Consider the following 15,812-nt stretch of genomic DNA (forward strand, 5'->3'; position numbering starts at 1 on the left):
GGAATTGAAGGAGGATAAATAAATGACATTTACATTTCATGTAAAAGATACGGTTTCATTATTAAAGCAGCTGGTAGAAATTCCAAGTCCGTCTGGTTTTACTAAAGAGATTATGGACTTTATGGAGAATATATTAAAACAACTCCAGGTGGATTATATACGTACAAATAAAGGTGCGTTAATCGCTACCATAAAAGGAAAAGATGAAACCAAGCATCGACTTCTAACTGCGCATACAGATACATTAGGTGCTATGGTAAAAGAAGTTAAAGGTAGCGGTAGATTAAAGCTTACTATGGTTGGTGGCTTTAATTGGAATGCTGTTGAAGGTGAATATTGTACCATTCATACAGCAGATGGTAAAAAGGTTCGAGGTACTATTTTAATGCATCAAACTACTGTACATGTATATAAAAACGCTAGTAGTTTACCTCGTGATGAACAAAATATTGAAGTCCGTATTGATGAAAAAGTATTAACTGCAGAAGATACACGCAAGTTAGGTGTAGAGGTGGGTGACTTTGTTTCATTCGACCCTCGATTTGAAGAAACTGAGGCAGGTTTTATTAAATCTCGTCATCTAGACGACAAAGCAAGCACAGCATTACTACTTCAATTAATCAAAACAATTCAAAATACAAACGTGTCTTTACCCCATACAACACATTTCTATATTTCGAATAATGAAGAGATTGGTTATGGTGGTAATTCTAATGTACCGGAAGAAACAGTAGAATATTTGGCTGTTGATATGGGTGCTATTGGAGATGGACAATTGTCGGATGAGTTTACAGTATCTATTTGTGCAAAAGATTCTTCAGGACCATACCATTATGAATTCACCCGTCAATTAGTAGAGTTGGCTAAAAAAGAAAATATTGATTATAAATTAGACATTTATCCTTATTATGGGTCAGATGCATCGGCTGCTATTAGAGCTGGGTATGACGTGAAGCACGCATTATTGGGTCCTGGTATAGAGGCCTCTCACGCATATGAACGTACACATATTGATTCATTAGAAAATACAGCTAAACTTTTATACAGTTATGTAAACACACAAATTTATTAAGAATCGGGTAATACCAATTCTTTTTAATCTAGCTCCAGCGTCTAAGTTTGCTTGAGTCGTTTTATGCAGGTTAAAGGCATATGAACGATTTTCGAGTCTAAAATAGGCGCTTGCGCTTTTTTTTACTTGTTTTTTGCTCCCTAAATCCATATGATTAGTAAGTGAATAAGAAGGAGATATAACAGAATGGATATAAAATTACAAGATGAAATATTGAAAAGAAGAACTTTTGCAATTATTTCCCATCCAGATGCTGGTAAAACAACTATTACAGAAAAGCTACTTTACTTTGGCGGAGCAATTCGTGATGCAGGTACTGTAAAAGGGAAAAAAACTGGGAAATTTGCAACATCTGACTGGATGGAAATCGAAAAGCAACGTGGAATTTCGGTTACATCATCTGTTATGCAATTTGACTATAATAATTGTCGTATAAATATATTAGATACACCTGGACATCAGGACTTCAGTGAGGATACGTATCGTACACTAATGGCAGTTGATAGCGCAGTTATGATTGTCGATGCTGCAAAAGGTATTGAAGCTCAAACGTTAAAACTATTTAAAGTTTGTCGTATGAGAGGAATTCCAATATTTACTTTTATAAACAAACTTGATCGTCAAGGTAAAGAACCACTTGAACTAATGGAAGAACTAGAAGAGGTTCTTGGCATTCAATCTTATGCAATGAACTGGCCCATTGGTATGGGGAAAGAGTTTTTAGGCATCTACGATCGTTATAACGGGCGAATTGAGCAATTCCGTACAGAAGAATCTGAGAGATTCCTTCCTTTAGATGATGAGGGAGAGCTTGCAGTTGATCATTCGATGAAAGAAACTTCATACTACACTCAGGCTTTGGAAGATATTATGCTATTAAATGAAGCCGGTAATGATTTTGATGAGAAAAAAATATTAGCTGGTGACTTAACACCAGTATTTTTTGGCAGTGCATTAACTAATTTTGGGGTTCAAACATTTTTAGAGACTTATTTACAGTTTGCACCGACTCCTCAGCCACGCATGACAGAACATGAAGAAGAAGTAAATCCGTTAAACGAGGATTTCTCTGGTTTTATCTTCAAAATCCAAGCAAATATGAATCCAGCGCATCGCGACCGAATTGCTTTTGTACGAATTGTATCTGGTAAATTTGAACGTGGTATGACCGTTACTTTGGCTCGGACAGGAAAAACCTTCAAAGTGACGCAATCGACTCAATTTTTAGCTGATGATCGTGAAACAGTTGAAACGGCGGTTGCAGGTGATATTATCGGACTTTACGATGTGGGGAATTATCAAATAGGAGACACGGTTGTTGGTGGCAAAAAAGCTTTTACTTACGAAAAACTACCTCAATTTACACCGGAGCTATTTGTTAAAGTAACTGCTAAAAACGTACTGAAGTCTAAGCATTTCCATAAAGGGATTTTACAACTTGTGCAGGAAGGGGCCATCCAGTACTATAAAACACTTCACACAGAGGAAGTTATTTTAGGTGCTGTTGGACAACTACAATTTGAAGTGTTTGAGCATCGTATGAGCAGCGAATATAATGTGGAGGTACGAATGGAACCAATCGGCTCGAAGGTAGCACGATGGATTGAGAACGAGGAAGATGTTAAGGAATCTATGACAGGTCCGCGTTCAATGCTTGTAAGAGATCGTTATGACAATTATGTCTTCTTATTTGAAAATGAGTTTGCCACTCGTTGGTTCCAAGATAAATACGAGCATATTAAACTTTATAATTTACTCTAATATCCAAGAGGTTGCCTATAAGGTGACCTCTTTCTAATTCTTATAGTATTTGAAGAGCATACATACTTGTTCTAGTTTTTCATATTGAACAGTTCAAGTTGTAGCAATAATATGATTTACGTTTCAAGTGGACGCTTTCCGCGGGCGGGTCGTGAGCCTCCTCGGTCGCTGCGCTCCTTGCGGGGGCTCACCTGACCACGCTATTCCCGCTGGAGTCGCCACCTTCCACTTCAATGAAATGTGAGAAGATTATTATAAGAAAATTTAGCAGAACGCTTATTACAAAAATGATGATTTTGAAAAGCATATTTACAGGAAAACAATTTATTTAATAGTGATTTCCTTAGCTGTAGCAATCTTTAGGATGTGCGCCTTTCAAGCCGCATGAGTGCGAAGAATGGGACTTCAAAAGGTTGTATGAGCGAGCCGCTTTTGCTGTGAAGAGCTTTACGCAGGAGCAATAGCAATCATGTCTGAAGGCTCATGCGTAGTGTGCGGCAAGCCCACATCCGTATAGAGACTATTTAGATGGAGATATCTCCATCTTCGATACCATTTACTTGCGATAATTTTGACTATACTTGCGCTCCTGTATAGGTTTACTTGTGGGTAATGTTGCATTACTTGCACTCGATGTTGATTTACTTGTGAAATGGAATATTTATCTAATAGTAAAGTTGAATTGCGCATATCTGAGCAGAATATTACAAAATAAATATATAGATTATGTCAAATCATCTAGACTTATCTTTAAACTTGATAAAAATTTGAACTCTTCTTGAGTAGAGCATATGATAGAAAGAGCAAATAAGAAGGTGGGCCCCTGAAAATGAAAATTAGTGACTTTTCCATAAAAAGACCCGTATTTACAACTGTTATTATGTTCTTAATCATTATTCTGGGTGGGGTTTCATTTTTAAAAATACCTGTTACCTTAATACCAGATTTAAATCCGCCAATCGCAGTAGTTGTCACGAATTATCAAGGGGCAAGTCCTGTTGAGGTAGACGAGAAAATTACGAAGCCTTTAGAATCTTCACTTAGCACTTTACCAGGTATTGAATCTGTTAATAGTACATCCCAAGAAGGAGCTAATTTCATCCTATTAGAATTCGATTGGTCTACGGATATGGATGCAATTCAGCTAGATGTCATGCAACGTATTGATATTACACCTCTTCCTGAAGGTGCAGATAAACCAAGATTCTTGAAGTTTGATCCTGCACAATTTCCAGTCATCCAACTGTCATTGAATACGAAGGATTCTAAAACAGATATTCAGTTTATAGCGGAGCAATTAGAGAAAGAATTGTTAAGAACTGAAGGAGTTGCTAGTGTTAATGTATCTGGTTCTTTGATTGAAGAAGTGCAGATTTTATTGGACCAAGAGAAATTAAAAAGCAAAGGACTTACACAAACGGATATTGTACAAGTCATTCAAGCTAATAATATTTCACTTCCAGGTAACCCCATTGAAACAGACGAGAATAAATCATTGACTACTAGGATAATTAGTACGTTAACATCTGTCGAGGATATACAAAGTTTGGTAGTAACAGTTAACCCATTGGATGGATCGAGTGTCACTATTGCTGACGTAGCTGCTGTCGAATTAACGAAGCAAGATCAATTTTCCGAAACTAGAGCAAATGATGAACCTGCTGTTTTACTATCTGTTTTCCAAGAATCTAGTGCTAATACAGCTAATGTCTCCACAGCTTTTCAAGAAGCATTAGAAAAGCAACTGGAAAAAAATGAGTTTCAGGATGTAAAAGCAAATATACTTTTTGATCAAGGGGATTATGTGAAAATTGCTATTAGTAATATTGGAACCACCCTAATAACGGGTGGAATATTGGCAATGATTATCTTGTTTTTATTCCTAAAAGGCATTAGAAGTCCGATTATTGTAGGTGTAGCAATTCCATATTCAGTAATTGTAACCTTTGTTCTTATGTATTTTGCTGGGTTTTCACTTAATATTATGACGTTAGGTGCACTCGCGCTTGGTATTGGGATGCTTGTAGATAACTCCATTGTAGTTATTGAAAATATCGAGCGGCATTTAGGATTAGGAAAGACACCAAAAGAAGCCGCCAGTATTGGCACAAAGGAGGTAGCGGGTGCTATTACTGCCTCTACTTTAACAACTATAGCTGTTTTTGTGCCTGTTCTGTTTTTATCCGGTTTAATTGGACAAATATTTACTGAATTTGCACTTACGATTTCATTTAGTTTGTTTGCGTCATTGGTAGTAGCTCTTACTGTTATTCCAATGATGGCAAGTAAATTACTGAAAAAACCTAAAGGAAACCTTGAAGCTAAAAGAAGAAGGTCAAAAGCATATAATAATTTTGAGCGTTCGATTAAATGGACTTTAGGTCATCGTGCAATGATATTAATAATCACTGTTATTCTTTTAGTTGTTTCAGGAATCGGTTTATTCCGAGTTGGAACAGAGTTTTTGCCAGCAACTGATGAAGGATTTGTAACTATTTCCGCAACTCTTGAAAAGGGCTCTTCTTTTAAGGCTACAGATAATGTTGTAAATAAAGTGGAAGATGTCCTACAAAAAGAGAAGGATATAGAGGTTTATGTGAGTTTTGTCGGTGGCAGTCAAGAAGGGCAGTCGAGAGGGAGTTCAAGCTCTAATACAGCTGAAATTTCAGTGAAATTAAAAGCATTAGAGGATAGAAACCGTTCTGTTTTTACCTTTGTAGATGAAGTACAGCCAAAGGTAGTAAAAGCTGTAGGAGGTACCGCAGAAATTAATTTCAATGTGCAGACTGCTTCTGGATCTTCTCCAAATGTAGTGTCATTTACTGTTTCATCTAATAATAAGACCACGTTGGACACAGCAGTAAACAAATTACAACAAGATTTGGAAAGCTTAGAGGGAGTTGTAGAAGTTACAAATGATTTAAGCACAAAAATGGAAGAAATCCAGATTAATGTCATTCGAGACAAGGCTACGGAGTATGGAATAGCACCAGCTCAAATTGCGCAGACCGTTAATAATATTACAAGAGGGGTACTAACTTCTCAAATTATTGATGAAAATGACCAAGTATTAGGTGTTTATGTGAAATATGATGAGTTATATCGAAGTAACTTGGAACAATTAAAGCAATTGCAGTTACGAACTCCATCGGGCCAGTATATTGCCCTACAGGATGTGGCAAATGTAGAAATAGCAGAAGGACCTGTCGTAATTCGAAGTGTTGACCAAGCTAGTGCGGTATCATTTTCAGTAAAATATGAGTCCATGTATTCGTTAGGTGAAATGTCTGATTTAGTTGATGAGATTATACAAGATCAGAAATTTTCAGAGGATATTGCAGTATCTTATGGCGGTGATCGAGAATTATTGGATAACTCCAAGAATGATATGATACTGGCAGTATTACTTGCAGTGGTATTAGTATTTATTGTTATGGCAGCACAGTTTGAATCATACAAATACCCTTTTGTCGTTATGTTTACTGTACCACTTGTAGTCATAGGTATCTTTATAGGACTCTTTACTACTAATTTACCAATCAGTATTTCAGCCATAATTGGAGTTTTAATATTGGTTGGAATTGTTGTAAATAATGGTATCGTATTAGTCGATTATATAAATCAACGCAAAATAGATGGAATGTCTTCATACGAGGCAATTATTACATCTGTCCGCGATAGAGTCCGACCGATATTGATGACTGCGTTGACGACAATATTAGGACTCGTACCTTTAGCTTTAGGAATTGGGGAAGGTACTGAGATTAATCAACCTATGGCGGTTACTGTTATTGGAGGATTAATAAGTTCTACTTTTCTTACTCTATACGTAGTTCCAGTTATATATAGTTTTTTTGATAAAGAAACTAGATATAATAAAGTATCATAATATTCAGAAAAAAAGTGGAAGAGTCTTCATTTGAAGGCTCTTTTTACGTATAATGAGAAAAGGGGTGTATCGTATGACGAAAGCATTAATAACTGGATTTCCAGGTTTTTTAGCAAAAAATATTATAAAAGAATTACACGAGCAACAGGTTTATACGAAGATTTATGTCCTAGTTCTTCCTTCTCAAAAGGGAGTAGCGGAAAGTATGATTGGGGAAATTTATCAAGATCAATTATATACTTCCTTTATAGAAATAGTAGAGGGAGATATTACAGTTCCTAATGCGGGGATACATCAAGATATTCTTAGAGAGTTAAGAAAAGAAGTTGAATATGTTTGGCATCTTGCCGCTATTTATGATTTAGCTGTATCGAAAGAAATTGCATGGAAAGTGAATGTTCATGGTACAGAAATGTTTAATAAATTAGTAACACAATTCTCCAAACTAAAGCGATATATCTATTTTAGTACAGCATATATAGCAGGTTTGCGAGAAGGCAAATTATTAGAAACGGAATTAATTAGACCAGAGGGTTTTAAAAATTATTATGAGGAAACAAAATATGAGGCAGAATTACTTGTTGAAAAGTTAAAGGAAATAATACCTGTTACAATTATTCGACCAGGTATTGTAAGGGGACACTCAGAAACCGGAGAAACAATTAAGTTTGATGGCCCGTATTTCTTTGTTAACATGATTTCAAACTTGAGGAAGCTTCCTTTCCTACCATACTTAGGTAAATCAAGCGCATCTATTAATGTTGTACCTATTGATTATATTACAAAGGCATCCATCTATTGTTCATTTAGTGATGAAGCATTAGGACAAACCATACATTTGACCGATCCCAGACCATATCCAGCAGAAGTGGTTTATAAAGCATTTGTAAAAGAAATCACTGGAAAGTATCCAAGAGGAAGGTTACCATTATTAATAGCAAGATCCTTTGTTGCCCTATTTCCAGTGCGAAAATTTTTACAGGTAGAAAAAGAAACGTTAGATTATTTAACTTGGAACGCAACATTTGACACGACAAATGCCGAATCCATTTTAAAAAAAGGGAAAATAACTTGCCCAGATTTTATACTATCTATCCCAGCAATGATTACATTTTATAATGCCCATAAAGACGATTCAACATATCATATTCCTTTAAAGTAATAATTAGTTTACAAAAGTTTGGAATATGTTATAATTAATAACATAATTAAATAGACTCTTGACTAACGTCAAAGGGGAGTAGCTATAGGGAAACCTATTTCATAGTCGTCATTACGTGGTTTTTGCCACCGGTTATGATAGCAATTTTTTTAAATTTTGCTTAGCAAGACCTTTGCCTTTTTTAAAGGCAGGGGTCTTTTTATATGCAAAAAGGAGGACTTTGATGGACGCGTCATTATTGTTAGAGTACGGATGGGTAATATTAGTATTAGTTGGTTTAGAAGGGTTACTAGCTGCTGACAATGCGGTAGTAATGGCGGTAATGGTGAAACATTTACCAAAAGATCAACAGAAAAAAGCGTTATTTTATGGATTATTAGGTGCGTTTGTATTTAGATTTTTAGCGTTATTTATGATCACTTTCTTAGTGAATATTTGGCAAGTTCAAGCAATAGGAGCAGCATACTTATTATTTATTTCGATCAAACATATCTATGATCAGCGGAAAACTCCAGGACCACATTTAGACGTGGAAGGTATGGAACCTAAAAAAGGCTCTGGATTCTGGATGACTGTATTAAAAGTAGAGCTGGCAGATATAGCATTTGCAATAGACTCTATGTTAGCTGCAGTTGCAATCGCGGTAACATTACCACATTGGGGAGAATTTGAAATCGGTGGTATAAATGGTGGGCAGTTTGCAGTAATGTTCATTGGTGGAGTTATCGGTTTGATAATTATGCGATTTGCAGCACATAAATTCGTTCAGTTACTGGAAAAAATGCCTACATTAGAAACAGCGGCATTCTTAATAGTAGGATGGGTTGGGGTTAAACTTGCGGTTATGACATTAGCACATCCGAATGTTGGAGTGTTAGATGAGCATTTCCCTCACTCTACTCCTTGGAAGATGACATTCTGGATTATATTACTTGGGATAGCAATTGGTGGTTACCTACTAGGTGTTGCGAAACAGAAAAAAGAGGCTAATTAAATTAGGGAGTGTAAAAAGTTAGTTTTAACTATCTTTTTACGCTTTTTTTTTTTACAATGAGATAATGATTACTTGGAATGCCGAAAGGAAATAAAATTATGAAGCAACCACAAATAAAAAAGAAATTAAAATTTACACCAGCTCAAGTAATTGTCACTTATTATTTCATTGCAATTGCTATTTCTGTTATTCTTCTACGTTTACCAGGTGTACATAAACCAGGGGTTGAAGTAGCGTTTATCGATAGTTTGTTCACAGCAGTAAGCGCTGTTTCCGTTACTGGTTTAACTGCTGTTAGTATTTTAGATACATACAGTGTATTTGGCTACTTTATGCTTATTCTTATTCTACAACTTGGCGGAATTGGGATTATGTCATTAGGAACATTTATTTGGTTAATTGCAGGTAAGAAGATTGGACTACGTGAAAGACAATTAATAATGGTCGATCATAATCAATCCAATTTATCAGGTGTTGTTCATCTGATTAAAGAAATAGTTAAGATCCTTCTACTTATTCAAATTATCGGTGCGATATTATTAACTTTATATTTTACACAGTATTTTGATACGTTAAAACAAGCAGCGATGCATGGAATTTTCACATCTGTGTCCGCAACAACTAATGCAGGATTTGACATTACTGGGCAATCATTATTTGCATACCATAATGATTATTTTGTGCAAACGATAACAAGTATATTGATCGTATTTGGAGCAATAGGTTTTCCTGTTTTAATTGAAGTAAAAGAATTTTTATCGAACAAAAACAAGAACTTTCGTTTTTCTTTATTTACAAAGCTAACGACAATCACATATGGAGCGCTTCTGCTTTTTGGAGCAGTTATGATATTTTTATTAGAACTTTTTAATTCCTTTAAGGATATGCCATGGCATGAGAAGTTTTTTACTGCATTTTTCCATTCAGTATCTACACGATCAGCCGGTTTGACGACTATGGATGTTACACTATTTAGTGAAGGTACCAATTTTTTAATGAGTGTTTTAATGTTTATAGGGGCTTCACCAAGTTCTGTCGGGGGTGGAATTCGTACTACAACTTTTGCTATTGCGCTTCTTTTTCTAATCCATTTTTCAAGAGGAAAAGATAATATTCAAGTATTTAATCGAGAAGTACACTTAATAGATGTCTATCGATCATATGCTGTTATTATTCTGGCTTTAGTCATGGTTTTCACAGCTACATTGTTACTTTCCGTTACGGAGCCTGATGTACCAATTTCCTCTCTAATATTTGAAATAACATCTGCTTTTGGAACATGCGGTATGAGTCTTGGTATTACGGAGGATTTGTCGAATATAGGGAAAATAACTATAATGGTTCTGATGTTTATAGGAAGAGTAGGTTTAATTTCTTTCTTGTTTACACTAGGAGGAAAGCATAACAAAACAAAATATCATTATCCAAAAGAACGCGTAATTATTGGATAATATTAAAGAGGTTGGGACAGAAGTAGAAATTTATTGGATTAGGAGAAAGCTATATTAAATGATGGATATTTAATAAAATTTATTGGAATGGAGGGGCGACTCCTACGGGAATAGCGTGACGCCTGAGACTACAGGCTCAGGCCACGCCCGTGGAAAGCGTCCCTGGAATGGAAACCAATTTTATGCACAGCAAAAAAACAGCATTTTTCTCACAGAGAAAAATGCTGTTTTGGCTCTGTCCCACCTCATTTTAAGAAATAGGAAAGTATTTATAAATGACCTGGGAACACTGTGTTTGCAGTACCCTATAAAAATGAATAATGCTACTAATTTTCGTTTCTGGTGGACATGTTCCGCAGGGTGAGCGATGAACCATCCCCGCCCCTTCGATACGTTGTGATGTTTCATCTGTTAAGATTACTGAAAAAATAAAGGCTGGTCGTGACAGCAGGTCACGACCAGTTTTTCGAAAATATAACAAAAAGTATCCGTCAAAGCACTTCGGAAAATATAGAATCAGGTTTTGAGCTTAATGAGTTTCCTGCACTTTTCTTGAGCAATATTTTAATAATACTAAATTTGTGATGCTGTTATACCATCAACAAAAGATAAATGAGGTGTCTCTGTCTTTCCAAAGGTAGTTAATAAATAACCTTCTTTTTCCTCAATAAATCCTTGCATAAATGCATCTACATTAATAGAAATTGGTGTGATAAATGTTTGTTTATATAATTCTCGTTCATTCAACTGTAATGTAGAAAATGATTCTCCGGCTAGAGTCGGATCCTCTACTAATAATTTATACATTTTAGATTGTTCTTCCTTATTGAGATCATTATTCCACCAAGGCTTGCGAGGTTGGAACTTTTGTTTAGATAAATAATCTATTTTCATTACACTTCGAATAGTAGGTAATGAAATATTCTCTAGTCCTTCTAAGAACGCATAAAGTCTAGTATACAAGTCCTCTAGTTGATGGCCGATTTTTGACCAGTTCCTCTCTTCCCAGAATGTACCGAACTGTTGGAAAAAATCGAAAGGTGTTTCAAATACATGTTCGAATAAATATTCGAGTGTACTATCCATTCGATGTGCATTCCAATATTTCTCTAAAACATCCTCCACTTGTTTAATGCGTAAAATGTCATCAAAGTTTAATACATTATTTGAGAATATTTCGTATGGAGCTTGGTCTACATAGACATAGCCATATTTTTCAGCTTCAACGCGTAGACCAGTTCCACGAAGTAATTTTAAAAATCCTAATTGAAGTTCCTCAGGACGCATCTCGAATACTTCATTAAATGTATTTCTAAAAGAAGAATAATCCTCTTCTGGAAGACCGGCTATTAAATCTAAATGTTGGTCAATCTTCCCACCACTTTTAACCATAGTTACAGTTCGTTTTAGTTTTTCAAAGTTTTGACGACGTTGAACAAGTTCATTTGTTAAATCGTTTGTAGATTGTACACCTATTTCAAACCGGAATAATCCCGCTGGAGCATTCTCGTTTAGAAATTGAATAACTTCAGGGCGCATAATATCTGCTGTGATTTCAAATTGAAAAACTACTCCTGGTTGGTGTTCATCTATTAAAAATTGAAACATTTCCATGGCGTAACTTCTACTAATATTGAATGTTCGATCCACAAATTTAATAATTTTAGAGCCATTGTTCATCAAGAAACGAATATCCTCTTTTACTTTATCCCGATTAAAATATCTTACGCCAACTTCTATAGAAGATAAGCAAAATTGACATGAAAATGGGCAGCCCCTACTTGTTTCCACGTAGACTATTCGTTTTGGTAGATCGGGGATATCTTCGTCAAAACGGTAGGGAGAGGGGGATAATCTTAAGTCGAGTTTTGGTGGTAGCGGATTAAGTATAAATTTGTCATCTTGTACATAAGCTAAACCAGGAACTTCATTTATCATCCGTTTCTGAGATAAAAAATCTAGTAAGTCTTTAAATGACTGTTCTCCTTCTCCTACGACAATATAATCGATTTCTTTTATTTGTCGTAACCAGAGATTTGTATCATAGGAAACTTCAGGTCCCCCTAAAACGACAACTACCGATGGGTCAACAGTTTTTAACATTTTAATAACTTTTATCGTTTCTTCAATGTTCCAAATATAACAGCTAAAACCAACAACATTAGGCTTCTTTTGATAAAGATCTGAAACAATATTGAAAGTTGGATCTTTTATTGTGTATTCTATTATTGAGGGGTGATACTCGGGTTCTGCATAGGCTTTTAAACAGCGTAGTGCTAAATTAGTGTGAATAAACTTCGCATTCAAGGTGGTTAATATTATATTCATTTTTCATAAACTCCTTTTTTCTCATTTCTATTGTATCAGCCTATAATCCTGTCGACAATATAGGTCATATGAATTATGTCAATCTGTCCAAGGTTATGGAATAATCAGAATATATAAATAAATATTTGTTATCCATCATAAGAATGTAGTTTGTAAATTCAGAAAGGGCTGGTGTATTTCTTGTTAACAAAATACGAGTATAAGGAAAAGTTTGAACATATATTTCAGCTTTTTTCAAGTGGACTTATATTTATAAACGACAAAGGAATAATATTAGATGTAAATTCTTATGCAGAAAAAATTTTACAAACGAATAAAAGTGAAGTAATTGGAATGAATGCACATCAACTGTATAGTTTGTTTAAAAATCCCATTGAAGCAAAAAGTAGCTTCTTAGACAAGCTTCTAAACGAAGGGTATTCGGAGATTCATGGGGAATTACAAACTTTTGTTGGTGAATATAAATATGTCCATATAGTAATTTCCAAGCAAAACGATAGTGGGCATTATTTGGCTGAGATAACTGATGAATCGGAAAAAATGTATATGAAAAAAAGACTGGATCAGTCAGAATCTCTTCGTACATTAGGACAACTGGCAGCAGGTATAGCACATGAAATTCGAAATCCTATGACATCATTAAAAGGGTTTACACAATTATTAAATCAAAATGCAACAGAAGATGCAAAGCGGTACTTAACTGTAATAAATGACGAAATCAATAAAATGGAAGAAATCCTCACTCAATTTTTAGAACTCTCTAAACCGAGTAAATCCAAGTTTACTGTCATAAATGTAGAAGATACAATCTTAGAAGTTGTGAATTTTATGGCTCCTCAAGCATTATTAAAATCAATTAACCTTAATGTTTCTAGTCTGATTAAAAAAGAATGTCGAGTTTATGGTGATAGTTTATTGTTGAAGCAGGTATTTATAAATGCTATTAAAAATGGCATAGAAGCAATGCCTAATGGTGGAAATATTCATGTTAATATTTCATATAAGCTTGGTAATTCTGTTAGTATTTCTGTGAGTGATCAAGGGCATGGGATTGAAGATGAACATATCAATAAAATTTTCCAACCTTTTTTTACTACAAAATCAACTGGGACAGGTCTTGGGCTATCACATGTTTACAAAGTTATTGAAGAACATGGTGGAAATATAGAGATTAAAAGTTTAGTTGGGGAAGGAACTACTTTCGATTTCATCCTTCCATGTCAAAATAGTTTATAAAGCTTTTTGACAATACAAACCAAGGACCTATATAATAGTGGGTAATGTATTTTATATAGGTGAGGATGACGTATTATGACAGCAGAACAATCAAACAGTGCGCTAAAACTATTTATAGTATTGTCACGTGCTCATAAAGTAATTCATGAGTGCACCAATCAGTTTTTCCAGGAAAATGGTTTAAATCCAACAGAATTTGCTGTGTTAGAGCTTTTATATCATAAAGGTAAGCAACCACTTCAGCAAATTGGTAATAAGATTTTATTGGCAAGTGGGTCAATCACGTATGTCGTTGATAAACTAGAGGGACGAGGCTATGTTAAAAGAGTATCAAGTCCAACTGATAGACGTGTGACATATGCTGAAATATCTGCAGATGGTACCAAGTTTATGGATGAATTATTTCCACGTCATGAGGAACAATTAGTTGGCCTCATGGATGCTTTAACTGAGGATGAAAAGCAGGAAGTAATTGAAATCATAAAAAAATTAGGTCTATCTATTAAAAACTTATCTTACTAACCAAAAAAACTTCGACCCTCAGTATGGGACGAAGTTTTTTTATTAGAGAAAGTGAGTCATTTTCATAATTACTTGTTTTATTTAAAAATACGAATGTTTACTTAATATCGTAATATATTATTCATTTTTTTAAAGCGATCTCGTTGATTGGAGTGGCAGGCGGCGACTCCAGCGGGAACAGCGCGAGCTGAAAGCCCCGCTGGAAAGGCCAAACTTTGTTTGACCGATGTCTTAGCGACGAGTAACCGCAGGAGCATATGTTTTCGTAGTGACGAGGAGATTGAAGCCGTGCCCGCGGAAAGCGCCCGCCTAGAGCGGAAATCAGCGTTGTTCGGATTTAACTATATAATATTCTTTATGAAATTGATTCAAAGTATATAAAAATATCCTGTGATTAAAAGGTTCATTGACCTTAAAAGAAGGAATAATTACAGGTGAATGCGATCCGCGGGGGAAGCAATAATCTATCACCGTAGCTCACGCGTCGATGTGATGGATTATATATCTCACTTATCTCAAAGGCTCTAAGAATAGGAGAGCGACGGATTATACTAAAAAAAGTATGTTGGTTAGTTGTGACGCCCGTCACAACCAACCAACATACTTATAAATCACTGGGCAATAGAATAGCAACAAGTCTGCCTAAAGTCTTTCCAAAATGATAGAAATAGATTTTGGTTTGAAAGTGTACTTAAGATTAGCTTATTTTGCTTTAATTGTTTCTGCCATCTGTACAAATGTTTCTAGTGATGGTGAATCAGTTGTGTCAAATATTGTTAGTTTAACAATCATTCCTTCTCGTTCAAATGCAAAACCTGTAACCTTACCTTCAGGTGTTTCAATCTGATGAGCGGAAGTATTATCTATGGAATCATTAGTAGGAACTAGATTTTCTTCTTTAAGATTTGTAACAGTTGCAGATTCATTCGATGCTTGTAAAGTTGAAACTAAATTTTCTTGGATTTCCTCGATTGTTATTTCATCTGCAGAGAAAGTCTCAATACGCATTGACTGTAAATCATTGTTTTTATTAAACAACAAGTCTTTGTTAGGTTCTTCACCAGTTAACTCGTAGCCTTCTACAACAGTGATGGAATAATTTTGACTATCACTTTCTATAGTGCTTCCTTCCAATGTCTGTTCAGGAGAAGTAGTGGATTGTGCTGTATCTGTTTCAATATTTTCCGTCTCTTCCGGGGAAGTTGTTTGTTCGGTAGTGCCACTTACTGTTTCTTTGGAATTATCCTGTTCTTCAGTTGTTGTGCTTGTCCCACATGCTGTGAGTAGAACTGTTAGTACTAAAATAGAAAACAATGTATAAATTTTTTTCATCCGTTTTCAGCTCCTTTTTTAAATAACCAAGTGCTTCCTTTAGTCAGCATTTGTCTAGCTCCAGC

10 protein-coding genes are annotated in these 15,812 nt (G+C 35.2%); 8 read left to right on the plus strand and 2 right to left on the minus strand.

The window, feature by feature from the left end; translation table 11 throughout:
- Window positions 1-22 precede the first annotated feature (22 nt).
- From MKY29_RS05915 to MKY29_RS05940, 6 genes are all read left to right on the plus strand, one after another.
- A complete protein-coding gene (locus MKY29_RS05915) occupies window positions 23-1,072 on the plus strand; it encodes a M42 family metallopeptidase (protein ID WP_093494317.1) in 1,050 nt (349 codons plus the stop codon).
- Between the two features lie 186 nt (window positions 1,073-1,258).
- Window positions 1,259-2,833, plus strand: coding sequence for a peptide chain release factor 3 (locus MKY29_RS05920; RefSeq protein WP_090563121.1), 1,575 nt, complete (start codon window positions 1,259-1,261; stop codon window positions 2,831-2,833).
- A gap of 829 nt (window positions 2,834-3,662) precedes the next feature.
- Entirely contained in the window at window positions 3,663-6,722 is a 3,060-nt protein-coding gene (locus tag MKY29_RS05925) for an efflux RND transporter permease subunit (RefSeq protein ID WP_340879301.1), read from the plus strand.
- 73 nt (window positions 6,723-6,795) lie between these two features.
- Window positions 6,796-7,884: an SDR family oxidoreductase gene (locus MKY29_RS05930; RefSeq protein ID WP_093494319.1), complete on the plus strand. Its 1,089-nt coding sequence runs from the start codon at window positions 6,796-6,798 to the stop codon at window positions 7,882-7,884.
- 223 nt (window positions 7,885-8,107) lie between these two features.
- Window positions 8,108-8,878 (plus strand): TerC family protein, encoded by a 771-nt coding sequence (locus MKY29_RS05935; protein WP_093494320.1) that lies wholly within the window; start codon window positions 8,108-8,110, stop codon window positions 8,876-8,878.
- A gap of 98 nt (window positions 8,879-8,976) precedes the next feature.
- On the plus strand, window positions 8,977-10,329 hold the full coding sequence (locus tag MKY29_RS05940) for a TrkH family potassium uptake protein (RefSeq protein ID WP_340879302.1): 1,353 nt from the start codon (window positions 8,977-8,979) through the stop codon (window positions 10,327-10,329).
- A 573-nt stretch (window positions 10,330-10,902) separates the two neighbouring features.
- On the opposite strand, the gene MKY29_RS05945 is transcribed toward MKY29_RS05940, so the two are convergent.
- On the minus strand, window positions 10,903-12,657 hold the full coding sequence (locus MKY29_RS05945) for a B12-binding domain-containing radical SAM protein (protein WP_093494323.1): 1,755 nt from the start codon (window positions 12,655-12,657) through the stop codon (window positions 10,903-10,905).
- Window positions 12,658-12,837: 180 nt separating this feature from the next.
- On the opposite strand from MKY29_RS05945, the gene MKY29_RS05950 reads away from it, so the two are divergent.
- Together MKY29_RS05950 and MKY29_RS05955 are read left to right on the plus strand one after the other, a co-directional pair.
- Complete coding sequence (locus MKY29_RS05950; protein ID WP_093494324.1) at window positions 12,838-13,893, plus strand: ATP-binding protein; 1,056 nt, start codon at window positions 12,838-12,840, stop codon at window positions 13,891-13,893.
- A 75-nt stretch (window positions 13,894-13,968) separates the two neighbouring features.
- On the plus strand, window positions 13,969-14,415 hold the full coding sequence (locus MKY29_RS05955) for a MarR family winged helix-turn-helix transcriptional regulator (protein WP_093494325.1): 447 nt from the start codon (window positions 13,969-13,971) through the stop codon (window positions 14,413-14,415).
- A gap of 702 nt (window positions 14,416-15,117) precedes the next feature.
- Here the strand turns inward: MKY29_RS05955 and MKY29_RS05960 are convergent.
- Window positions 15,118-15,747, minus strand: coding sequence for a hypothetical protein (locus MKY29_RS05960; RefSeq protein ID WP_093494326.1), 630 nt, complete (start codon window positions 15,745-15,747; stop codon window positions 15,118-15,120).
- Window positions 15,748-15,812 lie beyond the last annotated feature (65 nt).

The organism is Psychrobacillus sp. FSL K6-2365 (assembly GCF_038003165.1).
GTDB classification, from domain to species: domain Bacteria; phylum Bacillota; class Bacilli; order Bacillales_A; family Planococcaceae; genus Psychrobacillus; species Psychrobacillus psychrodurans.

Coding starts and splice junctions, on each gene's coding strand:
- MKY29_RS05915 (WP_093494317.1), top strand. CDS start 23: ATGACATTTACATTTCATGTAAAAGATACGGTTTCATTATTAAAGCAG.
- MKY29_RS05920 (WP_090563121.1), top strand. CDS start 1,259: ATGGATATAAAATTACAAGATGAAATATTGAAAAGAAGAACTTTTGCA.
- MKY29_RS05925 (WP_340879301.1), top strand. CDS start 3,663: ATGAAAATTAGTGACTTTTCCATAAAAAGACCCGTATTTACAACTGTT.
- MKY29_RS05930 (WP_093494319.1), top strand. CDS start 6,796: ATGACGAAAGCATTAATAACTGGATTTCCAGGTTTTTTAGCAAAAAAT.
- MKY29_RS05935 (WP_093494320.1), top strand. CDS start 8,108: ATGGACGCGTCATTATTGTTAGAGTACGGATGGGTAATATTAGTATTA.
- MKY29_RS05940 (WP_340879302.1), top strand. CDS start 8,977: ATGAAGCAACCACAAATAAAAAAGAAATTAAAATTTACACCAGCTCAA.
- MKY29_RS05945 (WP_093494323.1), bottom strand. CDS start 12,657: ATGAATATAATATTAACCACCTTGAATGCGAAGTTTATTCACACTAAT.
- MKY29_RS05955 (WP_093494325.1), top strand. CDS start 13,969: ATGACAGCAGAACAATCAAACAGTGCGCTAAAACTATTTATAGTATTG.
- MKY29_RS05960 (WP_093494326.1), bottom strand. CDS start 15,747: ATGAAAAAAATTTATACATTGTTTTCTATTTTAGTACTAACAGTTCTA.